This is a genomic window from Pandoraea sp. PE-S2R-1 (assembly GCF_002179865.1).
Classification (GTDB): Bacteria; Pseudomonadota; Gammaproteobacteria; order Burkholderiales; family Burkholderiaceae; genus Pandoraea.
In genome coordinates this window covers 662,654-685,921 of sequence record NZ_NGUR01000015.1, presented here as the reverse complement: position 1 = coordinate 685,921, position 23,268 = coordinate 662,654, and the positions used below count along the sequence as shown (strand labels likewise).

Sequence of the window (23,268 nt, the reverse complement as noted above, 5' to 3'; positions counted from 1 at the left end):
GCTATGTGTGTTCGCTACGTGCGTTCGCCACTTTCGCGAACGATCGTTCGATTATAGGGGGATTCGTTTGTCACCCGGGGTGAACAGACTCGAAGAAAGCTTCGGATTGGTGGCGGATGGATGGTGCGCCGAAGGTTGTTCGGACCGGCATCAGGGAAAGTCCTCTTGGAGCGACTTCGCGACCCGACTAGTATGAATTCGCGTGCCACGCGGTGCCGGTAACACGGCGCCGCAGGACGGGCGCCGCGTTAGCGACCGCGGCACTCGGCCGGCACGTCACGTCCTCAAACGCCGTTTGCCTTCACCGGCACTCGGCGTTGTTTTTTTCCAGTGACGCGTTCTGACGTACCCCCACACCCCATCACACCGAATACAACTTGCCTTGCGCCGCGTCGTGGCGCAGCGCACCGGCCTTGGCCAGTTCCGCGATGAGCGTGTCGAGCAATTCCGGCCACGCTGACGGTGGTGCCAGCATCGCCGCCGCGCCTCGCCACGCGCGTGCCGTATCGAGCGTTGTCTTGAGCGCGGCGCATGTCATCTCTGTCTCGGCCATCAGCCGGAACACGATCAGCACTTTCAGGGCGTTGCGGGCGTTGCGCGCCGGGTCGCTGCGCAGGTAGTCGAGCCGGCTGCGCGCGGCGTCGAGCGCACCGTTGATATCGTCGAACGGCTTGCCATGGCCGGGAATGACCAGCGACACGTCGAGTTGTTCGATGAGATCGAGCACCGCCGCTTGTTCGGCGAATCCCGACTCGCCGTCGAGTTCGGGGAAGATCACGCCGAAGCCGCGTTCCCACAAGGCATCGGCCGAGATCAGGATGCCGTCGGCGGCGCTGTACAGCATGAGCGCGTGCGGATCGTGTCCGGGCGCGCCGAGCACGAGCCATTCGCGCTCACCGAGTGTCACGGCGTCGCCCGGCGAGAGCGTGTCGTCGAAGGCGAAGCGCGCGCACTGCTGACCCGTGGCGCGGTAGGACAGACGCGCTTCATCCCAATGCCGGACCGGATCGGCCTCGGCGGCGGGCACCCACGTGCGGCAACCGTAATGCGCCTGCAAGGCCGCATTGCCGCCGCAATGATCGGAGTGCAAATGCGTGTTGATCAGGCGCGCGAGCGGCTGGCCGGCCGGCAGCGCGTGCTGGACGAGGGCAAGGGTCTGCGCGGCATGCGAGACGTAGCCGCTGTCGACCAGTGCGGGCTCGTCGCCGAGAAACAGGATGTTGTTCGAGGACAGCCAGCCGCGCTCGAAGACGCGCATCTCGTTCGGAAGGCCGGACGGCGCGGGCAGTGAAGGCGAGGTCATGAACGTATCTCTGGTTTTGCGCACACGAGAATCTTCGCCGTGGCGGCAATCACGGTCTCACCGCGTTGATTCACGGCCTCGCCGTCGAGCGAGACGATGTCGCCTGCGAGCTTCTCTTTCCATTGGCTGTCAGTGACCGTCCAGCGCACGGTGATGTCGTCACCTGCGCGCACGGCGCGGCGCAACTTCATGTCGAACTCGAGCCCAAGCGGCTGCGCCGTCTTCGAGTAATGCGTGGCCAGCAGCGCCGCGAGGTACGACATTTGCTGCGTACCCGACGAGATCAGGCCGCCAAAGCGCGGATCGGCCGCCGCGTATTCGGCGTCGTGATGCAGCGGGTTCAGGTCGTGAGCGAGCGTCGAGAACTCGCGGATCGATGCTGGCGTGAACGCGTGAGTGGCGCTGAACGTTTCGCCGACAGTAACGATTTTTCCCATGTGTGGTGATGACGAGGGCGGGTGTAGTGAATAGGGGGGCGCGTGCTAACGGGGGCCGGCGTTGCTGTCATTGCCATCCGTGCGGTTGTCGTCGTGGCTGCCGACGACTTCGGCACGGACCGCATCAACCTCATTGGCCCGAACACGGCGATGCATGACGGGTGGCTCGGTGTGTTCGGCGCGCCGCGCCGGCAACAGCGACCACACGTGACGCTTGTCGTCGGCGGCCATGGTCGACCAGGCGGCAATTTCCGCGAGCGTGCGCCAGCAGCCCGAACACCAGCCGGTCGCCGGGTTCATGCGGCAGATGTTGGTGCAGGGGGACGGCACGTCATCCGAAGCGGCGACCGAGCGCGGGAGGGGCATTGGCATTCCTATAGCGGTAAGCCGAGCTTGTCGGCTTTCGCGCGCAGCTTGGTCTGAAATCGTTCCTGATCGACGATCACGCGCTCGTGGATGCCTGCGCTCACTTTGTCGAGGCCATCCCACGCGGCGACTTCGAAGCGCAGCGTACGGCCGGTGACGTCGACCAGCTTGCCGTGAATGCGCAACGTGTCGCCCGCCGGGGTGGCGGCGAGATGGGAGAACGACACGAGCGTGCCGAGCGATTGCTCGCGCGGCCAGTCGAGATACGGACGAATCGCCTGAAGACACGCACATTCGAGAATCCCGGCGAGATAGCCGGTGGCGAGCACGGCGGGCATGTCGCGGCACAATTCCACATCATCGTAGAGCTCGGGCACCACGGCCTTCTTGGGCACCCGGTACGTCCACTCGAATGTCAGGCCAGGGACAAGTTCAGGACTCGGCATGGCAGGTCTCCGCTATTCATGTTGTTGTGTCGCGAGGTGCGCGATGGGCGGCGCGCTCACGAAATCGTCAGTCCCGCAGCGCGACGTCCACCACCGGTGCGCCCGTCATGGCGACGAGTTGTTTCGGTGTCAGGTTGAACACGGCGTGCGGGTGGCCGGCGGCGGCCCAGAGGCTGGCCAGTTTGAGCAGGTCTTCGTCGATCAGTGTGACTGGCGAGACGACGTGACCGATGGGGCTCACACCGCCAATCGAGTAGCCCGTCTTTTCTTTGACGAACTTGGCGTCGGCGCGGGCGAGCGCACCGACTTGTGCAGCGACCTTCTTCTCGTCCACGCGATTGACGCCGCTGGCAATGACCAGCACGGGCGTGTCGTCGGCGGCACGGCGGAAGATGATCGACTTGGCAATCTGCGCGACTTCGCAGCCCAGCCCCGCCGCGGCTTCGGCCGACGTCTTGCCGGTGGCCGGCAGCAGCACGATCGATTGATCGTGTCCCATGCCGGCCAGCAGGCGTGCGACGTGGCGTGCACCGTCGGGGAGATCCTGCTCGTCGGCAGGGGCAGCGATTTGAGGCGTCTGGTGAGGTGTCTGGCTCATGATCGGCGTGGCGTGGGCGCGTGGGCGCGTGAGGGTCAGGCCGCAGACGTCGCGGCGTCTTGCATCTTGGCGAGCATCGCCCGGCCGACGCGCGAGGCGTTGGTGCGGCCGATGGACTTCGAAATGAAGTCGCCCGTGCGCACGACGGCTTCGAGGTCGATTCCCGTCTCGATCCCCAGACCGTGCAGCAGATACAGCACGTCTTCGGTGGCAACGTTGCCGGTGGCGCCCTTCGCATACGGGCAGCCGCCGAGGCCGGCCACGGACGAGTGGAAGATCGAGATGCCCGAGAGCAGCGCGGCGTAGATGTTCGCGGTGGCTTGTCCGTAGGTGTCGTGGAAGTGGCCGGACAGGCGCTCGATCGCGAACGCGCGCGCGCAGGCTTCCATGACTTCACGGGTGCGCGTCGGGGTGCCCACGCCGATGGTGTCGGCAATGTCGATCTCGTCGCAGCCCAGCGCGGCCATGCGCTTCACTACGTCGACCACGCTGGCGATCGGCACTTCGCCCTGATACGGGCAACCGAGCGCACACGAGATGCTGCCGCGCAGGCGCAGTCCCGCGTCTTTCGCGGCACGGGCCACCGGGGCGAAGCGCTCGATGCTTTCTTCGATCGAACAATTGATATTGCGTTGCGAGAACGCTTCGCTGGCGGCGCCAAAGATCACGACTTCGTCGGCCTTGGCGGCAACCGCGCCTTCAAAGCCGCGCATGTTGGGCGTCAGCACCGAATAGACCGTGCCGGGGTGGCGTTGAATGCCGGCCATCACCTCGGCGCCGTCGGCCATTTGCGGCACCCACTTCGGCGAGACGAACGAGGTCGTCTCCACGTTGGCGAAACCCGCTGCCGAGAGTTGATCGACCAGCGCGATCTTCACGTCGGCGGGGACCAGTTGCTTCTCGTTCTGAAGACCGTCGCGCGGGCCGACTTCGACCACTTTCACGCGTCGCGGCAATTGAGGCAGTTGAGGTTGTGTCATGGGGGTGTCTCCTCGGTGTTGTCCTGGCAAAGGCTGGGCGCGAGTGGCGAGCGGTGCGTGTCAGTACCCGCGCGTCAGGTCGACGATGCCTGTGATGGTTTCACCACGCTCGAGCGCGGCGATCTTGCCGGCGATCTGTGCCACCGTTTCGTCGCGCAGCGTGAGGGCAGAAATATGGGGCGTGACCGTCACGCGCGGTGCACGCCAGAACGGATGCTCGGCCGGCAGCGGCTCGGTGCGGAACACATCTAGCGTGGCGCCGGCAATCTGCCCGCTGTCGAGTGCGGCGAGCAGGTCGTCGTCCACCAGATGCGCACCGCGCGCCACGTTGATCAGGAACGCGCCCGTGGCCAGTTTGGCGAACAGGCCGGCGTTCAGGACGTCGACGGTTTGCGGCGTGAGCGGCAGCAGATTGACGAGGATGCGTGCACCCGAGACGCAGGCATCGAAGCCCGCGTCGCCATGATGCAGGGCGATACCGCTGTCGTCGTCACGCTGGCTGCGGCTCCATGCGCGCACCGGAAAGCCGAAGCTCGCGAGGGCCTTCGCCACGTGCGCGCCGAGCGTGCCGTAGCCGAGGACGGCGACGGGAAAATCGGCGAGGCGGTTCGGCTTGAGAAACTTCCACTGACCTTGCGCCTGAAACGCGTCGAATTCGTCGAGACGGCGGAAATAACGCAGCGCGGCGGCGCTGACGTACTGCGCCATCTGGTCGGCCATGCCGGCGTCTTCGAGACGCACGAGCGGCACACCGGCGGGCAGGCGCTCGGCACCTTCGCCGCGCGTACCGAGTACGCCGTCGACACCGGCCCCCATATTGAAGATGGCTTTCAGATTGGCGCGAGGTTGCAACACCTCGGCGTTCGGCTTCCAAAGCACCAGATAGTCGGCCGGGGCGCTGTCGCCCGGTTGCCAGCTACGGATGTTGGCGTGCGGCAGGTGTTCGGCGATGCCCGCTTCATAGGGGGCAGTCTTGCCGTCGGGCGAAAAGATCAGGATATCCATGAGCAGCGGCTAGCGGGGCACGGGGCAAGCGCGAGGCAGCGTGGTAGGCACGCCGCCGCGTGCGGGCGGGTTCACTCGATTTACGTTAACGTCAAGTGTAACGCAGCTTGTGGTACCCCGCGTAGTCGGGAGAGCCCCCGGTCCGGGCTCAGTCGCGCTTGGCTTCGCGCAGCGTCGTGAGGTTCACGGCGAAGTTGTGGCTGTCGTCCGCGATCCAGACTTCGCCATCCTGAAGCGTGCATTGCAGACGCATGCTGCGTGCGGCGAGCGCGGTCAGGGCTTCGGCCGAGGCTTCGTCGAGCATGCGCACGGTCAGATTCGAGAGGCGGGTGATCTGGGTTTCCGTGGCTTGCCACCAGATGGCGGCGGGTTTGCCGCCGTAGGCGATGACGTCGACGTGTTCTGCCCGGCCGGCGGCCTTGATGAGGCGTCGCGCGTCGGGTTGGCCGACGTCGATCCAGCGCACGATGTCGTCGCCGTAATCGAGCTCCCACAGATCGGGTTCGTCCGCCGTCGAAATGCCCTTGCCGAACGACAGGCGCTCCGCTGCGTAGAGCATGAAGGCGAGCAGGCGCACCATCATCCGCTCGTCGGTCTCCGACGGGTGGCGGGCCAGGGTCAGGTTGTGGGTGGCGTAGTAGTGACGATCGAGGTCGGTGATTTGCACCTCGGCCTTATAAATGGTGGCTTTGAGTGCCATGACGTCGTGCCGCGGGAATGAGAAGAGTCGCAAGGATACACCAGCGTCTCCCGCCGGCAAGGCCCCGGCAAGCTCGGTATACTGGCGGGCCTGTCTCACCAGAAGTGTCACCCCCATGCCGGCCCCTATCCCGCAAACGATCGACGTCAACGGCTACCCGATGGCGTATGTCGAAACGCCAGCCCCCGACGATGCCGTCGGCGCACCCCTCGTGCTGGTTCACGGTTCGCTTTGCGATCTGCGTTATTTCAAGCCGAACATGGCCCCGCTGGGGCAACGCCGGCGCGTCATCTCGGTGAGCCTGCGCCATTACTGGCCTGAAGCATGGGACGGTCACGAAGGCACGTTCTCCGGTGAGCAGCATGCGGAAGACCTCGCGGCGTTCATTACGGCGCTCGGTGACGGTCCGGTGCATGTGCTCGGTCACTCGCGCGGCGGCTACGTCGCCCTGCGCACGGCGCTGCTGGCGCCGGATACGGTTCGTTCGTTGATTCTGGCCGACCCGGGGGTGGAAATCAGCGGCGGCCCCGTTCAGGTGCCGCTCGACAGCGAACGCGGCAATTTCCGCGAACAGGCGCTGGCCGCCATCGAGGCCGGTGATATCGATGGCGGACTCGCCATCTTCATCGACACGGTCAGTGGTCCGGACACGTGGCGCCGCATGGTGCCGTGGTTCAAACAGATGGTGAGGGACAACGCCCGGACGTTGATCGGGCAAGTGGCTGAGCCGCGCACGCCGCTGCCCATCGATGCGCTGGGCGCGTTGCACGCCCCGGTGTTGCTCATGGGTGGGGCGGAGAGCCCGGCACCCTATCCCGATGTGCTCAATGCACTGGCGTATGCCATGCCCGAGGCGCGCCGCATGTTGATTCAGGATGCCTCGCACGGCATGAATCTGGCCAATCCGATCGCTTTTCATCTTGCCGTGGATGCGTTCCTCGGGAATGACTGAAGCCACCGGATCGGCCCACGCGCCCACGCGCTGCTTTCATCGCTGAGGCTCACTCTTCGCGCAACAGGCCATGCCCCAGTCGCAAGCTGAGCGTGCGCACGAGATCGGCCATCCACGCCTGATCGCGATCTGACAATTTCTGCATGGCCCGGTTGAGCGACGGATACGGGTCGCAGGGAATCGACATCGTGCCGTCGGCGGCCGTCGCGTGCGCACCATCGAACGCGAGCAATTCGTGCGGCGGCAACCCGAGCGTGTCCGCCAGAATGCAGATATTGCGTAACGAGATGTTGCGCTTGCCCCGTTCCACGCCACTGAGATACGAACGGGCGAGTCCACTTTCCAGTGCGAGCTTGTCCTGTGCCCAGTTGTATTTCTTGCGTAAGCCGGCCAGGTGCCTGCCGAATCTGAATAAATTGGAGTCCATACTAAAAATTTCCTTGTTGGGGACAGGAAGATTGAAGCAAAAAACCGGCATCGGGGACGGCCTCTTGGGTATACCCGTTCGCGAGGCACGGACTGCATAGTGTGCAACGTCGCCTCTGAACTGACTTTCGGAGAAGGCACAAGCAGTGCGGGGTTCCGAAGGCTTGGGTCACGCTACGCTGCGTAGTATTGCGGTGGTCACGTGGGTGCGGTGACGTGCGTAGTCGCGCTTCCGGTCAATGAGAAACGCGAAGTGTGACATTGCGAGGCGTGCGTGACGCAGGGAGATGACTCTCTTTATTTTCTTTCGGGATGTCACTCAGTGTCGGTGTGCCGCGTGTGATGCCGCGCAATGCGAATGGGTTTTGATACGACGTGCGTGTCGGAAAGAACGCCGCGGATGTCTCGCGATTTCCGGGGGGGCGTTTCGATTGCCGGCGTGGCGAAACAACGGTGGCGTTTGACGTGATTGGCGTAACGTCCGGGTGCGCATGAGAGACGATTTTCATCGTCGCGACGACACGCGAACAAGACGAACTATCACGCAAAGTCGTCGCAACACGATCGGACTTTGCGCGATGTCCTATACGGCGCCGGCAGCGCGCTGGATCATTCCTCGTCGACTGCGGGGGAGCGTTGTGCGTCGTCGTGATCGGTGTCACGTGAGACGTCGTGCACTATCGGGCGATTGCCGTCGGGCTCGCGCCGGGGCGGCGCATTGTCACCTGAGGCGCGATATCCGTGCGCTGGCGCAGAGGCCTGATGCGGTGTCGGGTGACGATGGTCGAAGCGCGGTTCGATGACCGGGGGATGAAGGGTGTCGACAGTGTCGTCGTCGTCGTCGTCGTCGCCGATGTCGCTACGCTCACCATCACGGTCACTCGCCCGGTTCCGCTCGACCTGACCCTCGCCCGCTTCGTCGTCTTCATCGAGATAGGCGGCATCGTTGTCGGCGGCGATGGACGTCGGGCGGTGTCCGTCGAGGTTGCCGTCGAAATCCGGGTCGACGCCGTGATCGATGCTCGATGCGGCAGCCGGTACGTTGGCGTGGCTCAACCGCGAACTCAGACTGCGAATGATTTCCGCGAGCCAGACCTGATCGCGGTTTTCGAGCCGCCCGAGCGAGCGGCTGATTTGTGGCAGTGGCGTGCGTCCGGCGGTGATGGCAGAAGTGTCGGTACCGGCGATAGCTTGCGAGAACCGCAACATCTCGGAAGTGGGTACTCCGAGCGTGTCGGCGAGCACACAGATATTCACCAGCGCGACATTGCGCCGGCCACGCTCGATACCGCTGACGTACGAGCGGGCCAGACCGCTCTCGAGGGCAAGCTTTTCCTGCGACCAGCCACGTGCTTTACGCAAGTGCGCCAGATGGTCTCCAAACAGCGCGAGTGGATTCGTTTGCATGGCGGAACTCCGTTGACGAGTCACACAGCCTAATCAATCCCCCCGCGTCTTGCGACGTTATATCGCATTCCTCCCCATGCGTGACAGGCGGCCCTCTATAAAGAGTGGGCCACTTTATGCGCACAAAATTTATCGGACGCTTCCCAAGTCTTATTGCAATTTCGGCGCCAGTTCTCGGGATTTTCGAATCGGCAGATGCCAGAACTCGCCCAATGCGACCCCCGCGAGAATGAGGGCGCCGCCTGCGAGGTGATAGACCGCGAGGTGTTCGCCGAGGCCGAATGCGGCAATCAACGCCGTGAAAATCGGCACCAGATTGATGACGACCGTCGCGCGTCGCGGCCCGATACGGGCGACGCCGATCATCCAGATGAAGGGGGCGGCAATCGACACGGGAATGGTGGCGAAGGCCAGCTGGGGCAAATTGTCCATCGAGATACCGGCCTTCTGCGACGCGAGGTAGAAGGGCAGCAGCGCCACGACGGCGCTGACGATCTGCGCATACAGCGACGGCAGCGGCGCGAGCGGCAGATGCCACTTGCGAAGCAGCACGCAGTAGATCGCATAAGCGAGCATGGCGAAGAACATCATGGCGTCGCCGACGCCGATACCCTGATCGGCCAGATGTGTGACTGAGCCGTGCCCCACGACAAACAGCACACCGAAGATCGACAGCAGGCCGCCCGCGACGGCGCCGGCAGTGAGTACGTCGCCCAACACCACGACCGCCAGCGTGAGCGTGGTGAGCGGCAGCAGCGACAGAATGATCCCCATGTTGGTGGCGCTGGTGTAGTGCGCCGCCGAGTAGGCGAGGCCTTGATAGATCGCCATGCCGAGCACGCCCAGCGTGGCGTATTGCGCGAGATGGGGCAGAAACTGCTGGCGGTGGCGCCAGAGCGCCGGCAACGCGAAAGGCGTGAGGATCAGTGCGGCGGCAAACCAGCGCAGGAACGCGATTTCGGCGGGAAAGATATGACCGACGGCGAGTTTGTTGACGATCACGTTGGCCGACCAGATGAGGACGGCGATCAACGGCAGGATGAAATTGGACATGAGTCGATGGCGGGTTGCCGGTTGCCTGGCCGACCGGAAGCACTGGCGGCGCGGGGCGTTGAACGAAGTCTTGCGATGCCGTGTGCGGTGTCATGACGATTTGTCGGGGCGTCGCCAGATCCACCAACCAGCGCGGCCCGGCGTTAACGCGACACCATCGCGCGGCAAGGTACGGGACGAATTGTCCGCCCGATGTATCGTTTCGACATAGCGAATTTAAGACAATTGATGCGGGGTTTCGGACGCGTCGTCGACGCCGTAGTTTTTCTTCGCCACGCGGCTGCTACCCCAAACTGGGTCACTTTGCTATTGCCGGAAGACCATCTGCCGCAGGTAGAATGGCGCGAGGCGGGGATTGGCGTGCCGTCGCCGGGCAGTAGCGGCGCAACGGATGGCCATCGGCAGCCCCACGGTGCACTCGCATCGTGCGCGTTTCGTGACAGGTGATCGGAGCAGCATGGTGTCAGCAAGTCCACAAGGTCGTCCGGTGCAAGCCGACGGCTCGCCACAGCGTCGTAATGCGGCGTCTTCTTTCGGGGTTGATTCTGCCGTCGCGGGCAAGGGCAAGCGCTTCGTGCGCCGCATCTACCGTTTGCGCACCATCGGCCTCGCGATCGGCTTCTTCTGCGTCGCCGGTGTCTTTTACCGTCATGACCCGCCCATCGCGTCCTGGCTTTGGGCGCTGCTCATCTTCAATGGCTTTGTGTGGCCCCATGTGGCCTGCGCGCTGGCGCTCTCGCGCCCGGTGCCCTATCGTGCCGAGCGCTGGAATCTGCTGATCGATTCGGCGTTCGGCGGCTTCTGGGTCGCCGCGATGCATTTCAACCTGCTGCCCAGTGTGGTCGTGCTGGCGATGATGTCGATGGACAACATCAGTGCCGGCGGGGTGAGGTTGTTCTTGCAGGGGGTGCTCGCCAACGTGGCGGGCGTGCTGGTCGGCATTGCGCTGTTGGGCTTCGCGTGGGCGCCGGCGTCGGACACGTTCAACGTGATCACGTGTCTGCCGATGATCATCCTGTATCCCATTGCGCTCGGTAAGGTCACCTACGATCTCGCCCAGAAACTCGCCAATCGATCGCGCGAGATGGAATATCTGTCACAGCACGACGGCCTCACGGGCTTGCTCAATCGCCGCGCGTGGGAGCAGCGGCTCGCAGACATTCACACGCATTGTGCGGCGACGGGGCAACCGGCCTGTCTGGTGTTGATGGATCTCGACCATTTCAAGCGCATCAACGACACGCTGGGTCATGCGGCGGGCGACACGGCGTTGCGGCGCTTTTCGGGCTTGCTTCGGCAACGGCTGCGCGACATCGATGCCGTGGGCCGATATGGCGGGGAAGAGTTCGGCGCGGTGCTGGTGAACACCGGTGGCGTCGCCGGGCAGGATTTGATGCACCACCTGCTGGCAGACCTGCGCGCGCGGGTGGCACAGGCCGAAGCCCAGTTGCAGCTTCAAATGCCGGATACGGACGGCCAGTCGCTATCGCTGGCCGAATGCACTGTCAGCATCGGCTTGGTGCCGTTCTCGGTGAGCTTCGATAGCCCGCAGGCGTGGCTGCAACAGGCCGACCGTGCGCTCTATCGCGCCAAGCGTGACGGGCGCGACGGCATGGTGGTGTTCGAGGTGAGCTAGCCAGATCGTTGACGGCGCGATGACCGGCTCGCCGAATGCGCGCCGGATCAGGTCATTGCCCATCGGCGCGTTTGGGCACCAAATCGGCACCGCAACTATCGATCGTGTCTTCGATCAGCGCACGCACAGGCGCGAGAACGCCGAGCGCAGGACGGCCGGAATGGCGGCGGCAAAGCCGAACGGGCGGGCCAGCGTCGCCAGTCCCTCGCCGTTGAGGACGCGCGAGCCTTCCAGATGCGTGGCGAGCACGCAAAAATCTTCGCGCTTCATGCCCACGCGTTGGCAGGCCTTGTCGAGTTGCTTCAGGTCGTTCGGGTGCAGCTTGAGGGTGACGGTAATGCGCTCTGGGTCGGTGTTCATGACAACAATCTTCTCTTTAACGAATACGTCGGGCATGTTGCGCGGGTAGGCACATGCCGGGGCGCCCACGCGATAACGGGGGCGTGCGTGACCACAAACGCACGGGATCGCTCGGAAGACAGTGCATGGCGAATTCGTGGCCGGACGCTGACGTACCAGCGTGAGGCGGACGAACGCGCGATCCGGGAACCGGGGCGTCAGGTTGTTTGATGCAACGCGTGGGCAATACGAGGCTGTGGGCGCGCGCTCCACCGCTCGAATAACTGGCGGCGGTACGGCTTCGACGCGTGGGAGCGATGCCTCGTAACAGCAGGGAGGGATGACTCTCCATCCGGCCATGACATGAGCGCCGGAAAACAGCAATGAGTACTGCGGACTACCACTGCGAGTAAAGCTTGATTTCACTACGACTGCTGAAGCCGTCGGACTGCGACGGGGACTGCGGTGATGCAAGACCTTCTGAACGACAGGACTGCGGGTGATGCGAGTACAGCGATAAAGCCGAACTGCCAACTACTGAATTACCAAAGACTGCTACTGCTACTGCTACTGCTACTGCGTCAGGACACTGCGCGAAAACGCTTACGCGGCGTCCTTGAACTGAATGCGCGAACACGGCGTGCGGCGATGACTACGGCGATAACGCAATACGCGGTCGATGTGCGCCGAGGCTGCCAGCCGTGTGGCTTTGCGATGCAGTTGATTCACACGCGCCGCCGAAATAGCAATGGCGACGAGGGCAATCAACGACCAACTGACGAAACTCACAACCCTTCTCCCGAATTCACTTATTGACTCGCGACAAGACAAACCGCCGCAAATCGATTTCTCAATGACTTCGAAAGCTTGGGGGACTGCCGGTTGCGTCTGCATCAACTTTTGATAGAGACGAATTCTAAATACTTTCCCGAATAGGGTAAACCCTGAAAATTCGAAATAATGAATTTTCATTAGCTAATAAGTTGAAAACATCCAAACGATCGTTTGAATGGTAAATGGCTTATTTCATTGGGGAAATCGGCCCAAACCCGCATGAATAAACGAGGTTGGGCCGATCGTGCAACGTCAGGTCAGAAGCTGTGCTTCAGCCCCATGCCGAGCAACAGTTGCGTGCGAGCCCCCGCATCGATGCCGTATGAACCGACCGACGCGTTTGCTGCGACGGTTTTCGATCCCGAGGCGTCGAGCGTGTTGCCGGTCGCTTGCTGGTATCCGCCGATGACATACGTGGCCGTCCGCTTGGACAGGGCGTAGGTGACGCCGGCATTGAACTGGTTGTAATGCGCCGCCGTCTGGCTCGGTCCGCGCAGCCGCGTGTAGCTGTAGCCGAGACCGGTGCTCAGGGCGGGCGTCAGCGCGTAGCTGGTGAACAGATTGACGGTGTCGAACTTGGCCGTGCCGCTGAATGCCGAAAGGCCGTCACTGGCGTATTGGGCGTGCGAGTAAGACACACCGAGAATGGCCGGCCCGATAGCGTACTTGCCGCCCACGCGCACGATTCGCACCTTGCTTGCCGTGCTTAAGCCGCGATTGATCGGCGAGTTGAACAGCGAACCGGCGCTGCCGGACCACTGGCGAAAGCCTCGGCTCGCCGAATCGGCCTTTTCATCGATTTTGCCGCCACCGTCGGCGAAGAAGAAGCCGGCGCCAAGGGCGATCGGTCCGTTGCTATACGCGCCAGCCAGACCATACGAGCGGCCGGAACCCGTCTTGCCTGCGACGTTGCCCAGCGCATACATGCCTTCGAATTGCAGGCCGCCGTAGTTCGGCGTGGCATAGCGAATCGAGTTGTTGATGCGTGCGCCGTTGTCGTAGTTGTCGACATCGCCCGGGGTCGCGAAGAACCCGCCGAAATAGCCGTCGGCGGTGAGGCCCTGCACAAGGTTGACGACCGGGTCGTACTGACGGCCGATCGTGACCTCGCCCCATTGATTCGCCTTCAGGCCGACGATGGCCTTACGGCCGAATGCGAGGCCGCCATTGCCTTGTTTACCGTTGACGGCATCGAAGCCGCTTTCGATCTGGAAGAGCGCCGTAAGGCCGCTGCCGAGCGACTCGGTGCCGCGCAGGCCCCAGCGGCTGCCGGACAAGATGTTGCTGGTGATTTGCGATAGGCCGACCGGGCCGTTATTGCTGGCGACGTGGTTGGCGTGAACAAAACCCGAGTCGAGTGTGCCGTAAAGGGTGACGTTGCTCTGCGCATGAACGCCGGCCGGCAGCGTGGACAGAGCGAGGCTGGCCGCGAGCGCAAGGGCACGCGGACCGGTAAGCAGAGGGAGACGTTGTGTCATGGTGTCGGGCAGCGTGGCTGCGCGTGGTTGATATCGACACCGAGAATATTGTTGAATACCGGTTCGGAATCCTGATGAAAATTCCCATTGTCGTCAGATGCCCGTCGCTGCGACGACATCACGCGATCACCTATCGCGTTTCTAAGAACGATCCCCAAATAAAATACAAAACGCCGCGATTTGCGGCGTTTCGTATTTGTGACGTGTTGTGTTGTTTGTCTTGCGGGCAACCACGTTAGTCGGCAGCGGCGTCTTCCTGTCCGGCGCGGCGCGCGGCCACCTTCGACAGCACAGCCCAGTCCAGATGTCCCTCGCCGTGCGCGAGGCTATCGAGATGGTTGTCGCGCAGCACGGTGCCGAACGGCATCGGCACGTTGGCCGCTTCGCCGGCGAGCAACGCCAGGCGCACATCCTTCGCCCCGAGTGCGAGCTTGAAGCCGGCCGGTTCGAAAACCTGTTTGGCAATCGCACCGCCGTAACCGGTGTAGGCCGGCACCGCAAACACGGCCGTCGTGATCATGTCGAGGAAGTCGGCACCGGGTACGCCGTGGCCTTGCGTGAGGGCGGCGGCTTCGCTCATCGTCTCGATGGCGCTCGCGATCATGAAGTTCGACGCGAGCTTCACGACGTTGGCTTGCTCGGGCACGTCGCCGAAACGCCACGTGCGCTGACCGAGCACGTCGAAGATCGGCTGCACCTGCGCGAGGGTATCGGGGGCGCCGGCGGCGAGAATGTTGAGCTTGCCGGCTTGCGCCACGTTCACGCGGCCGAGTACGGGGGCGGCGATGTAGCGCAAGCCGAGCGCGTCGCATTTCGCCTGCATCTCGCGCGCGAAGTCGAGTGACACCGTGGCCATGTTCACGACGATGCCGCCGCGCGCCAGCGCAGCGAGGGCACCGCCGTCGTTCAGTACGACGCGGCTCGTGTCGTCGTCGGCCAGCATCGCAATGAGCACGTCGGCGCCACGTGCCGCGTCTGCCGGCGTGTCGCAAGCTTGTGCGCCAACCTTCGCGACGGTGTCGACCGGACCGCGCGAGCGATTCCAGACTTGCAGCGAAAAACCCGCTTTGATGAGATTGATCGCCATGGGCGAGCCCATGGTGCCGAGGCCGAGAAATCCGATAGTCATATGTTCTCCAGGTGCGTGCAACGTGGCGTCCGAAACCGCTTTGGCCACGTATCAACCGAGAGCATGACACCGAACACAGGTCGATGCAGCGCACGCGTACGGCGCCTGCGAGGGCGCCGCGCGGAGCGGGTAAGATGCACCGGCGTGCGATGCAGTGGCGCGGATGTCTGACGCGCCGCGCACGTTTGCCTGACCGAACCGTCGCACGGCGGCATTCAAGTTGTCACTTGCCATTGCCATTGCCGTTGCCGTCTCGACCGACCCGAACTTCCTTCCCCTGCGCCATGACCGTCCGCTACAACTGGCCCACCTTCAAGACGCTGCCGTATCCGGTGTACTTCCGCTACGACGAGTTCGACGCGCAGACGGCGTGGGTGCCGCATCGTCATGACTGGGGCACGCTCAACTACGTGGCGAATGGAGTGATGCAGCTTGAAATCGAAGGCGCGCGTTACCTTTCACCGCCCCAGTACGCTGTCTGGATTCCGCCGAAAGCCGCGCACGCCAGCTTCAACGCGCATGCCGTGATCTACCGGTCGGTGTACATCGATGCGTCGCTCGCGAATGTACTGCCATCGCATGCGGCCACCTTACGCATCAGCGGCCTGCTGCGGGCGATTCTGTCGGACTTTGCCGAGCGGGGCGTGGCATCCCCCCGCACCGATGCCGACAAACGTCTGGCGCAGGTGCTCGTCGATCAACTGGCCCTCGCGCCGGCCGAACCGCGCTTTCTGCCGCAGGCGAATTCACCGGCGCTCGTGCGCATCTTGCAAGCGTTGCAAAGTGAGCCCGGTGACAACCGTACGCTCGCGCAATGGGCGCAGACGGCATCGCTGACCGAGCGCACGCTGGCCCGTCACTGTCTGGTGGAATTGGGGATGACGCTGGGGCAATGGCGGCAGCGGTTGCGCTTTCTGCGTGCCATCGAAGGGCTGGAAGCCGGGCACACGGTGAAGTCGATTGCGTTCGATCTGGGCTACGCCACACCGTCGGCATTCATCGAAATGTTCACCCGCCAGTCGGGACTGACGCCGGAGCAATTCCGGCGTCAGACGATTCTCGGCGAGGGGCACGGCGGGACGGTCTGATGCCGCCCCGACCCCGCCCCCGGCCTACCGCTTCACTTACCGCTTGAACGCCAGCAACTGCGCGCCTTCGGGTACCTGATCGCCCACGGCGTACAGCACTTCCTCGATCTCGCCGTCGGCGGGCGCGCTGATGGTGTGCTCCATCTTCATCGCCTCCATCACGAGCAGCGGTGCCCCCTTCTCGACCTTCGTACCGGCCGGTGCGAGCACCGCAATGACCTTGCCCGGCATCGGTGCGGTCAGGCGGCCTTCGCCACCCTCCTGTGCCCCGGCCTGCGCGAGTGGGTCATGCCAGCGCAACGCCCACGACTGACCGTCGGCAAACACGTGAGCGAGGGCATGTTCGAAGTCGACGTGTCCTTGCACGCGGCGCTCACCGAGCGTCACGCGATACACGCCGCCGTCATGGGTGTAGCGATACGGATACGTTTCGCTATCGACCGTGAGCGTGCTGGCCTGCGCGCCGCTCGTGAGCACCACGTCGTGACGCGTTTCGCCCTGATCGAACGACAGCGTGCGGCGGTAGTCGCCATTCAGACGCCAGCCGGTCGCGAGTTGCCACGGCGAGTGATGATCGATGCTGTCCTGATACTTGCGACGGCCGACGATGGCCTCGCGAGCCAGTTGTGCGGCCACGGCCAGCGCCAGCGTCGTGGCGGGCACGGGCGCCGCGCCGGGGAACAGCGTATCGCGATGGCGCTCGATCAGGCCCGTGTCGAGATCGGCACCGGCAAACGGTTCGCTCGCGACCAGCCGTCCGAGGAACGCAATATTCGTCTGCACGCCCACCACACGGTATTGCCCCAACGCGCGGCGCATGCGGGCGAGCGCTTCGTCGCGGTCCTGCCCCCACACGATCAGCTTGGCGATCATCGGGTCGTAGAACGGCGAGATCGTGTCGCCTTCGCGCACGCCGGAGTCGATACGTACGGCGGCCGGCGTCGCGCCACTGCCGATCTCGAACTGCACGGCCGCGGGCGGGCGCAGCGTCGAGAGCGTGCCCGTGGACGGCAGGAAGTTGTTGTCGGGGTTCTCGGCGTAGATACGCGCTTCGAGCGCATGGCCGTGAATGCGCAGTTCGTCCTGCTTGCGCGGCAGCACTTCGCCAGCGGCTACGCGCAGTTGCCATTCGACCAGATCGAGGCCGGTGATCATTTCGGTGACCGGGTGCTCGACCTGCAAGCGCGTATTCATCTCCATGAAGTAGAACGAGCCGTCCTGATTGGCGATGAACTCGACCGTCCCCGCGCCCACATAACCGACCGCACGTGCAGCGTTGCACGCGGCGTCGCCCATAGCCTGACGGCGCTCGGCGCTCATGCCCGGCGCCGGGGCTTCTTCCAGCACCTTCTGATGGCGGCGCTGCACCGAGCAGTCGCGCTCGAAAAGATAGACGCAGTTGCCGTGCGTGTCGGCAAACACCTGAATTTCAATGTGACGCGGACGCGTCAGGTACTTCTCGACAAGCACGCGCTCGTCGCCGAAGCTGCTGGCCGCTTCGCGCTGGCACGACGCCAGTGCGCTGCGGAAGTCGTCGCTGCGCTCGACCACGCGCATGCCCTTGCCACCGCCCCCGGCGCTGGCCTTGAGCAGTACCGGGTAGCCGATCTCGTCGGCGCGGGCGTGCAGGAAGGCGGCATCCTGATTCTCGCCGTGATAGCCCGGCACGAGCGGCACGGCAGCGCCTTCCATCAGCGTTTTCGCGGCGCTCTTGCTGCCCATGGCGTGGATGGCACCGACCGGCGGGCCGATGAAGACGATACCGGCGTCGTCGCAGGCCTTCGCGAACGCTTCGTTCTCGGACAGAAAGCCATACCCCGGGTGGATCGCTTGCGCGCCCGTGGCCTTGGCGGCGGCGATGATGGCGTCGACGCGCAGATAGCTGTCGCGTGCGGCGGCACCGCCCACGTGAACGGCCTCGTCGCACACGGCAACGTGCTTGGCCTGCGCGTCCGCATCGGAATAGACGGCGACCGTGCGAATGCCCAGACGTGCGGCGGTGGCTGCCACACGGCAGGCGATTTCGCCGCGGTTGGCGATGAGGATCTTGTCGAACATATTGCCTCCGGATAATGATCGATTGGGGCGACGTTCGCACCCGGCAGGCTCGCTTGTGGCGAACCGCCGGCGCACTCGCGCCTGCTTCTGTCCTGCTGCTATATCGCTACTTTCTTGCTATCCATCTCCGCCAGCGTCGCGGCATCGTCGAATGCGATGCTTGTCGCGTCACCGGCGTTTCATCCTTACGTCGAAGCCATCACCGTCATCGCGGCCATTGCTGCCATTGCTGCCGTCAGCAACTCGCTGCATCAGTGCATCAGTGTGTTTTGCAAGCCGACAACGTGCCCTCGGCCTCGCCGCAACCGGTGTCGGCCTCGGCACCCAGCTTCGCCTCGGTCGACGTGCGCATGCCCAGACGCGCGAGCAACTGACGGTCGGCTTCTGCCTGCGGGTTCTGCGTGACGAGCAGCTTGTCGCCGTAGAACATCGAGTTAGCGCCCGCGAGGAAGCACAGCGATTGCAGCGCTTCGTCCATCTCTTCGCGGCCGGCCGACAGGCGCACCATTGCGCGCGGCATGGTGATACGCGCCACGGCGATCATGCGCACGAAATCGAACGGATCGACGCTCTCGTTGTTTTCGAGCGGCGTGCCGTCGATCTTGATCAGGTTGTTGATCGGCACCGACTCCGGGTACGGCGACATGTTCGCCAGTTGCGCGATCAAACCGGCGCGCTCGCGACGCGTTTCACCCAGACCGACGATGCCGCCGCAGCAGACCTTCAGACCGGCTTCACGCACGCGAGCCAGCGTGTCCAGACGGTCCTGATAGGTACGCGTCGTGATGATCTGCCCGTAAAACTCGGGCGACGTATCGAGGTTGTGGTTGTAGTAGTCGAGACCGGCCTCGCGCAGTTGTTCGGCCTGACCGTCACGCAGCATGCCGAGCGTGACGCACGTTTCCAGACCGAGCGCCTTCACGCTGCGCACCATCTCGCCCACGGCATCGACCTGATGCGGCTTCGGGCTGCGCCATGCGGCGCCCATGCAGAAGCGCGTCGCACCGGCGTCCTTGGCGGCTTGCGCGGCGGACAGCACTTCGGCGATGGGCATGAGCTTCTCGGCGTCCACGCCGGTGTCGTACTTGGCCGACTGCGGGCAGTACGCGCAGTCTTCCGGGCAGCCACCCGTCTTGATCGAGAGCAGTGACGAGAGCTGCACTGCGTTGGCATCGAAGTGTTCGCGATGCACTTGCTGGGCGCGGAAGATCAGGTCGTTGAACGGCAACTCGAACAGCGCTTCGATCTCGTCGACGCGCCAAGGCTTGTCGTTCTGGCGCAGGGCTTCGTCGTGACCGTGAGCGGCGGTGTGGGCATGAACTTGCATGGTGTGTTTCCTTGAATTCTGTGTAATTTCTGTCGATTCGGCAATTAGCGCGGCGCGGGCGTGTGATCGAGCAGCGGCGTGATGTCGAGATAACCGGAGGCGGTGGCCGCGTCGGGGTGCGACAGATGCGGAATGCGGCCGAGCAGCGGTGCCGGCAGTCGTTGCGCAATGGCGTCGATGTTGGCTTCCGCGTGGCGCATCTCCGGATCGACGTGATTGGCAACCCAGCCGGCCAGCGTCAAACCGCGCGCTGCGATGGCTTCGGCCGTGAGCAACGCGTGGTTGATACAGCCGAGTCGCAGGCCGACTACGAGAATGACCGGCAGGCCGAGTTGACGGGCCAGATCGGCGGTGTCGAGCGCGTTGCTGCCAGCGCCCAGCGGCACACGGAAGCCACCGACGCCTTCGACGATCACCAGATCGGCGCGTGCGGCCACGCGGGCGTAGCCGGCGCGAATGACTTCACAGTCGAGGTCGATGCCTTCCTCCGCGGCGGCGATGTGCGGTGCCGTGGCGTCCTTGAGCACGTACGGGCAGTACCAGTCGTCGGGCAGCTTGAGGTTGCTCGCGTCGTGCAACTGTTCGACATCGTCATTGACGTAACGGCCATCGCTTTCGATAGCCCCCGCTGCGACCGACTTCAGTCCGGCGCAGACGAGGCCACGGCGTGCGGACGCGTGCAGCAGCGCCGACGAGACGAGCGTCTTGCCGATTTCAGTGTCGGTGCCGGTGACGAAGAAGGCGTGGCGGGCGGGCGTGGGGCGCTCGGTGACCGGCGTCATGAGGTCTTGATTAGCCATGGGCGTGAGCGGTCCAGTCGCGGTCGAGTTGGTTGATCGCCGTCACGAGCCGTGCGACGTCGTCCTGCGTGTGAGCGGCCGAGAGCGTCACGCGCAGGCGTGAGGTCCCCGGGGCCACGGTCGGTGGCCGGATGGCAGGCACCCAGAGGCCGGCTTCTGCGAGCCCGGCTTGCGCATGCAAGGCTGCGGCGTTCTCGCCAAGGATGATCGGCTGCACACCCGTCGGCGACGGGATATGCCGCCAGTGCTTGAGCTTGAGCGAGCTGCGCAGTTGGAAGATGCGCGCCTGCAACGTCGCGCGCCGTTCACGGCCTTCGTCGCCGCGAATCAACGCGAGACTGGTGAGCAACGCTTGCGCTTGAGCAGGAGCGGCTGCCGTGGTGAAGATGTAGGGCCGGGCGCGATTGATGAGCCATTCGATCACGCTCTTGTGCGCAGCTACGTAGGCACCCGCGACACCCGCCGCCTTGCCGAGCGTGCCGATGATGACGAGGTTCGGCGAGCGCAGGTCGAAGGGCTCGAACACCCCGCGGCCGTTTTCACCGACCACGCCAAAGCCGTGCGCATCGTCGACGATGAGCCACGCGTTGTGCTTCTCGGCGAGCGCCAGCAACTGCGGCAGCGGCGCGATATCGCCATCCATCGAGAACACCCCGTCGGTCACGATCAGCTTCGTCTCGGCCTCGCTCGCTTCGAGCAGCGCGGCGAGTGCCTTCACGTCACCGTGCGGGTAGACATGCGTGCGGGCGCGAGAGAGACGCGCACCATCGATGAGCGATGCGTGATTGAGTTCTTCGGAGAAGATCTCGGCGCCTTTGGTGGCGAGCGTGGAAATCGTCGCCAGATTGGCCATGTAGCCCGTGCAGAAGTACAGCGCGCGGCCTTCGACCAGATGGGGCGACATGAAGTCGGCGAGCGCGGCTTCGAGTTCTGCGTGCGCCTGCGAGTGACCGCTGATCAGGTGCGAGGCGCCGCTGCCTGCGCCGTAGCGCCGTGCCCCGTCGATCAGCGCTTCCACGATCTTCGGGTGCGCCGCGAGACCGAGATAGTCGTTGCTGGCGAAGGCGAGCACGTCGCGGCCATCGGCGCGCAAATGCGGCTGGCACGGCGTGGAGACCACGCGATGCGTGCGGCGCAGGTGCGCGCGGTCGATCTCGGCGAGACCGGCTTCAAGGCGTTCGAGCAAGGGATGTGCGCTCATGCGGCCCTCCCCATGCTGTCGAAGCCCTGACGCATCGTGGCATCGAACGCCGCGATGGTTTGTTCCGCCAGCCAGTCGCTGGTGCTGTCGTCGAGCACGTACGGCGGCATCAGATACACCGTTGCGCCGAGCGGGCGCAGCAGCACGCCTCGGGCACGCGCTTCGCTGTAGAACTGCTTGGCGAATGCGCCCGCTGCACCGGCGGTATCCGGCAGCTTCGCATCGAAGGCCCAGATCATGCCGCGTTGGCGGAAGTGCATGGCGCGCGCATCGTCGGCCAGCGGCGCGAGGGCTTGCGTCAGACGCTCGGCGCGCGTGACATTGCGTGCCAGCACATCGTCGTCGGCAAAGATATCGAGCGTGGCGAGTGCCGCACGGCACGCGAGCGGATTGCCCGTGTACGAGTGCGAATGCAAAAAGCCGCGCGCGGTGTCGTCGTCGTAGAACGCGTCGTAGATGGCGTCGCGCGAGAGCACCAGCGAGAGCGGCAGATAGCCGCCGCTGATGCCCTTCGAGAGCGTGAGCAGGTCGGGCCAGATGCCGGCCTGTTCGCACGCGAAGAACGTGCCGGTGCGGCCACAGCCGACCGCGATTTCATCGGCGATCATGTGCGCGCCGTGACGATCGCACAGCGCGCGCACTTCGCGCAGATACGCCGGGTCGTGCATCGCCATGCCGGCGGCGCACTGCACCAACGGCTCCACGATGACGGCGGCGACACGGCCCTCGCACTGCGTGAGCAGCGAATCGAGTTCGGCGGCCGCGCGGTGTGCGGCATCCTCCGCCGTTTCGCCATCGCGGGCGAGACGTGCGTCGGGAGACGCGACCACGTGGGCATGACGCAGCAGCGGGTCATACGCGTCGCGGAAGAGAGCGACATCGGTGACGGCCAGTGCGCCGAGCGTCTCGCCGTGATAACCGTTTTTCACGCAAACGAATTCGCGCTTGTCGCTGTGGCCCTGATTGCGCCACGCGTGAAAACTCATCTTGAGTGCGATTTCGACGGCAGACGCGCCGTCACTCGCGAAGAACGCATGGCCGAGCACGCCGCCGGTCAGTGCCGACAGGCGTTCGGCGAGCGCGACGACGGGCTCGTGCGTGAAACCCGCGAGCATCGCGTGCTCCAGACGGCCGAGCTGATCGATCAGCGCCGCGTTGATGCGCGGATTCGCGTGACCGAACAGATTGACCCACCACGAACTGATTGCGTCGAGGTAGCGCTGGCCGTCGGTATCGACCAGCCACGGGCCCTCGCCATGCGAGAGCGCGACGAGGGGAAGCTTCGCTTGCTGCTTCATCTGCGTGCAGGGGTGCCAGACCTGCCGCTGACTACGTGCCGCGAGATTGCCGGGGCCTGACGCGTCAACGCGTGCAGCGGGTTCGGCGATGGTGGGGGGGTGCCCTTGAGCTTGCCGGATAGGGGCGTCCATCATTGACTCCTTCATGCGCCGAGGCGGGCGACACGGGTGCGGATGCACCGTCGTCGACTCGCCCGGCTGGCCGTCGTCAGGCATACGCAAGGTGCGTTGCTGGACGGGGCCGGAGGTGGGGGATGGGCGCATGGTAGGCAAAGCAATTTGGCAGGGCAATAGGCGGAAATGGCGTGAAATATCGTGCTCTTGCGAGCTATAGCTCGACGTTATCGATAAATTCTTAAAACCTGTCGATAACGTTGCGGCATCTCCGCCGTCACCCCTCCCAAAAT

23 protein-coding genes are annotated in these 23,268 nt (G+C 64.3%); 3 read left to right on the top strand and 20 right to left on the bottom strand.

Annotated features, from left to right (window positions below; genetic code table 11):
* Positions 1-361 precede the first annotated feature (361 nt).
* The 8 genes from CDV44_RS20570 to CDV44_RS20535 form a co-directional block, all read right to left on the bottom strand.
* On the bottom strand, positions 362-1,303 hold the full coding sequence (locus CDV44_RS20570; protein ID WP_087690078.1) for an MBL fold metallo-hydrolase: 942 nt from the start codon (positions 1,301-1,303) through the stop codon (positions 362-364).
* Positions 1,300-1,740 carry a MaoC family dehydratase gene (locus CDV44_RS20565; protein ID WP_087690076.1) on the bottom strand — a complete coding sequence of 147 codons (441 nt, stop codon included), beginning with the start codon at positions 1,738-1,740 and terminating at the stop codon, positions 1,300-1,302. Before CDV44_RS20565 ends, CDV44_RS20570 begins: the two co-directional genes overlap by 4 nt.
* A 45-nt stretch (positions 1,741-1,785) precedes the next feature.
* On the bottom strand, positions 1,786-2,106 hold the full coding sequence (locus CDV44_RS28760; RefSeq protein WP_087690074.1) for a DUF1289 domain-containing protein: 321 nt from the start codon (positions 2,104-2,106) through the stop codon (positions 1,786-1,788).
* A gap of 8 nt (positions 2,107-2,114) precedes the next feature.
* Positions 2,115-2,552 (bottom strand): thioesterase family protein, encoded by a 438-nt coding sequence (locus tag CDV44_RS20555; protein WP_058376986.1) that lies wholly within the window; start codon positions 2,550-2,552, stop codon positions 2,115-2,117.
* 67 nt (positions 2,553-2,619) lie between these two features.
* Positions 2,620-3,150 (bottom strand): YbaK/EbsC family protein, encoded by a 531-nt coding sequence (locus tag CDV44_RS20550; RefSeq protein ID WP_058376987.1) that lies wholly within the window; start codon positions 3,148-3,150, stop codon positions 2,620-2,622.
* A 35-nt stretch (positions 3,151-3,185) separates the two neighbouring features.
* Entirely contained in the window at positions 3,186-4,130 is a 945-nt protein-coding gene (locus CDV44_RS20545; RefSeq protein WP_087690072.1) for a hydroxymethylglutaryl-CoA lyase, read from the bottom strand.
* Positions 4,131-4,190: 60 nt separating this feature from the next.
* Positions 4,191-5,135: a glyoxylate/hydroxypyruvate reductase A gene (locus tag CDV44_RS20540; RefSeq protein WP_087690070.1), complete on the bottom strand. Its 945-nt coding sequence runs from the start codon at positions 5,133-5,135 to the stop codon at positions 4,191-4,193.
* 148 nt (positions 5,136-5,283) lie between these two features.
* A complete protein-coding gene (locus CDV44_RS20535) occupies positions 5,284-5,835 on the bottom strand; it encodes a YaeQ family protein (protein ID WP_058376990.1) in 552 nt (183 codons plus the stop codon).
* 115 nt (positions 5,836-5,950) lie between these two features.
* Here CDV44_RS20535 and CDV44_RS20530 point away from each other — a divergent pair, with 115 nt between their 5' ends.
* Positions 5,951-6,787 carry an alpha/beta fold hydrolase gene (locus tag CDV44_RS20530; RefSeq protein WP_087690068.1) on the top strand — a complete coding sequence of 279 codons (837 nt, stop codon included), beginning with the start codon at positions 5,951-5,953 and terminating at the stop codon, positions 6,785-6,787.
* A 49-nt stretch (positions 6,788-6,836) separates the two neighbouring features.
* Here the strand turns inward: CDV44_RS20530 and CDV44_RS20525 are convergent, their stop codons facing one another.
* From CDV44_RS20525 to CDV44_RS20515, 3 genes are all read right to left on the bottom strand, one after another.
* Positions 6,837-7,214, bottom strand: a complete 378-nt coding sequence (locus tag CDV44_RS20525) for a helix-turn-helix domain-containing protein (RefSeq protein ID WP_084655979.1) — start codon at positions 7,212-7,214, stop codon at positions 6,837-6,839.
* 608 nt (positions 7,215-7,822) lie between these two features.
* Positions 7,823-8,620 (bottom strand): helix-turn-helix domain-containing protein, encoded by a 798-nt coding sequence (locus CDV44_RS28480; RefSeq protein WP_249277637.1) that lies wholly within the window; start codon positions 8,618-8,620, stop codon positions 7,823-7,825.
* 150 nt (positions 8,621-8,770) lie between these two features.
* Positions 8,771-9,673: a DMT family transporter gene (locus CDV44_RS20515; RefSeq protein WP_087690066.1), complete on the bottom strand. Its 903-nt coding sequence runs from the start codon at positions 9,671-9,673 to the stop codon at positions 8,771-8,773.
* 457 nt (positions 9,674-10,130) lie between these two features.
* Here CDV44_RS20515 and CDV44_RS20510 point away from each other — a divergent pair, with 457 nt between their 5' ends.
* Positions 10,131-11,309 (top strand): diguanylate cyclase, encoded by a 1,179-nt coding sequence (locus CDV44_RS20510; protein ID WP_087690776.1) that lies wholly within the window; start codon positions 10,131-10,133, stop codon positions 11,307-11,309.
* A gap of 114 nt (positions 11,310-11,423) precedes the next feature.
* Here CDV44_RS20510 and CDV44_RS20505 read toward each other — a convergent pair whose 3' ends face one another.
* The 4 genes from CDV44_RS20505 to CDV44_RS20490 form a co-directional block, all read right to left on the bottom strand.
* Positions 11,424-11,669 (bottom strand): hypothetical protein, encoded by a 246-nt coding sequence (locus tag CDV44_RS20505; protein WP_058376993.1) that lies wholly within the window; start codon positions 11,667-11,669, stop codon positions 11,424-11,426.
* Positions 11,670-12,251: 582 nt separating this feature from the next.
* The gene (locus CDV44_RS20500; protein ID WP_058376994.1) at positions 12,252-12,437 is read right to left on the bottom strand and encodes a hypothetical protein; all 186 of its coding nucleotides are present in this window, start codon (positions 12,435-12,437) and stop codon (positions 12,252-12,254) included.
* Positions 12,438-12,739: 302 nt separating this feature from the next.
* Positions 12,740-13,960 carry a porin gene (locus CDV44_RS20495; RefSeq protein ID WP_087690064.1) on the bottom strand — a complete coding sequence of 407 codons (1,221 nt, stop codon included), beginning with the start codon at positions 13,958-13,960 and terminating at the stop codon, positions 12,740-12,742.
* A 235-nt stretch (positions 13,961-14,195) separates the two neighbouring features.
* A complete protein-coding gene (locus CDV44_RS20490; RefSeq protein WP_087690062.1) occupies positions 14,196-15,089 on the bottom strand; it encodes an NAD(P)-dependent oxidoreductase in 894 nt (297 codons plus the stop codon).
* 284 nt (positions 15,090-15,373) lie between these two features.
* Between CDV44_RS20490 and CDV44_RS20485 the strand changes: the two genes are divergently transcribed.
* Entirely contained in the window at positions 15,374-16,177 is an 804-nt protein-coding gene (locus CDV44_RS20485) for a helix-turn-helix domain-containing protein (protein ID WP_087690060.1), read from the top strand.
* 36 nt (positions 16,178-16,213) lie between these two features.
* Here CDV44_RS20485 and CDV44_RS20480 read toward each other — a convergent pair whose 3' ends face one another.
* The 5 genes from CDV44_RS20480 to bioA form a co-directional block, all read right to left on the bottom strand.
* Positions 16,214-18,235, bottom strand: a complete 2,022-nt coding sequence (locus tag CDV44_RS20480; protein WP_087690058.1) for an acetyl/propionyl/methylcrotonyl-CoA carboxylase subunit alpha — start codon at positions 18,233-18,235, stop codon at positions 16,214-16,216.
* Positions 18,236-18,494: 259 nt separating this feature from the next.
* Positions 18,495-19,562: a biotin synthase BioB gene (gene bioB, locus CDV44_RS20475; protein WP_087690056.1), complete on the bottom strand. Its 1,068-nt coding sequence runs from the start codon at positions 19,560-19,562 to the stop codon at positions 18,495-18,497.
* Between the two features lie 44 nt (positions 19,563-19,606).
* On the bottom strand, positions 19,607-20,362 hold the full coding sequence (gene bioD, locus CDV44_RS20470; protein WP_058376999.1) for a dethiobiotin synthase: 756 nt from the start codon (positions 20,360-20,362) through the stop codon (positions 19,607-19,609).
* On the bottom strand, positions 20,355-21,563 hold the full coding sequence (gene bioF, locus CDV44_RS20465) for an 8-amino-7-oxononanoate synthase (protein WP_087690054.1): 1,209 nt from the start codon (positions 21,561-21,563) through the stop codon (positions 20,355-20,357). Before bioF ends, bioD begins: the two co-directional genes overlap by 8 nt.
* Positions 21,560-22,993: an adenosylmethionine--8-amino-7-oxononanoate transaminase gene (gene bioA, locus CDV44_RS20460; RefSeq protein WP_249277636.1), complete on the bottom strand. Its 1,434-nt coding sequence runs from the start codon at positions 22,991-22,993 to the stop codon at positions 21,560-21,562. The genes bioF and bioA overlap by 4 nt, the downstream gene beginning before the upstream one ends.
* Positions 22,994-23,268: the final 275 nt, after the last annotated feature.

What these genes read in the sequence shown, in the direction of transcription:
- CDV44_RS20530 (WP_087690068.1), top strand. Translation starts at nt 5,951, where the DNA reads ATGCCGGCCCCTATCCCGCAAACGATCGACGTCAACGGCTACCCGATG.
- CDV44_RS28480 (WP_249277637.1), bottom strand. Translation starts at nt 8,620, where the DNA reads ATGCAAACGAATCCACTCGCGCTGTTTGGAGACCATCTGGCGCACTTG.
- CDV44_RS20525 (WP_084655979.1), bottom strand. Translation starts at nt 7,214, where the DNA reads ATGGACTCCAATTTATTCAGATTCGGCAGGCACCTGGCCGGCTTACGC.
- CDV44_RS20570 (WP_087690078.1), bottom strand. Translation starts at nt 1,303, where the DNA reads ATGACCTCGCCTTCACTGCCCGCGCCGTCCGGCCTTCCGAACGAGATG.
- CDV44_RS20485 (WP_087690060.1), top strand. Translation starts at nt 15,374, where the DNA reads ATGACCGTCCGCTACAACTGGCCCACCTTCAAGACGCTGCCGTATCCG.
- CDV44_RS20550 (WP_058376987.1), bottom strand. Translation starts at nt 3,150, where the DNA reads ATGAGCCAGACACCTCACCAGACGCCTCAAATCGCTGCCCCTGCCGAC.
- CDV44_RS20480 (WP_087690058.1), bottom strand. Translation starts at nt 18,235, where the DNA reads ATGTTCGACAAGATCCTCATCGCCAACCGCGGCGAAATCGCCTGCCGT.
- bioD (WP_058376999.1), bottom strand. Translation starts at nt 20,362, where the DNA reads ATGGCTAATCAAGACCTCATGACGCCGGTCACCGAGCGCCCCACGCCC.
- CDV44_RS20495 (WP_087690064.1), bottom strand. Translation starts at nt 13,960, where the DNA reads ATGACACAACGTCTCCCTCTGCTTACCGGTCCGCGTGCCCTTGCGCTC.
- CDV44_RS20515 (WP_087690066.1), bottom strand. Translation starts at nt 9,673, where the DNA reads ATGTCCAATTTCATCCTGCCGTTGATCGCCGTCCTCATCTGGTCGGCC.
- CDV44_RS20510 (WP_087690776.1), top strand. Translation starts at nt 10,131, where the DNA reads ATGGTGTCAGCAAGTCCACAAGGTCGTCCGGTGCAAGCCGACGGCTCG.
- bioA (WP_249277636.1), bottom strand. Translation starts at nt 22,993, where the DNA reads ATGGACGCCCCTATCCGGCAAGCTCAAGGGCACCCCCCCACCATCGCC.
- CDV44_RS28760 (WP_087690074.1), bottom strand. Translation starts at nt 2,106, where the DNA reads ATGCCCCTCCCGCGCTCGGTCGCCGCTTCGGATGACGTGCCGTCCCCC.
- CDV44_RS20505 (WP_058376993.1), bottom strand. Translation starts at nt 11,669, where the DNA reads ATGAACACCGACCCAGAGCGCATTACCGTCACCCTCAAGCTGCACCCG.
- CDV44_RS20490 (WP_087690062.1), bottom strand. Translation starts at nt 15,089, where the DNA reads ATGACTATCGGATTTCTCGGCCTCGGCACCATGGGCTCGCCCATGGCG.
- CDV44_RS20545 (WP_087690072.1), bottom strand. Translation starts at nt 4,130, where the DNA reads ATGACACAACCTCAACTGCCTCAATTGCCGCGACGCGTGAAAGTGGTC.
- CDV44_RS20540 (WP_087690070.1), bottom strand. Translation starts at nt 5,135, where the DNA reads ATGGATATCCTGATCTTTTCGCCCGACGGCAAGACTGCCCCCTATGAA.
- bioB (WP_087690056.1), bottom strand. Translation starts at nt 19,562, where the DNA reads ATGCAAGTTCATGCCCACACCGCCGCTCACGGTCACGACGAAGCCCTG.
- CDV44_RS20555 (WP_058376986.1), bottom strand. Translation starts at nt 2,552, where the DNA reads ATGCCGAGTCCTGAACTTGTCCCTGGCCTGACATTCGAGTGGACGTAC.
- CDV44_RS20565 (WP_087690076.1), bottom strand. Translation starts at nt 1,740, where the DNA reads ATGGGAAAAATCGTTACTGTCGGCGAAACGTTCAGCGCCACTCACGCG.
- bioF (WP_087690054.1), bottom strand. Translation starts at nt 21,563, where the DNA reads ATGAGCGCACATCCCTTGCTCGAACGCCTTGAAGCCGGTCTCGCCGAG.
- CDV44_RS20535 (WP_058376990.1), bottom strand. Translation starts at nt 5,835, where the DNA reads ATGGCACTCAAAGCCACCATTTATAAGGCCGAGGTGCAAATCACCGAC.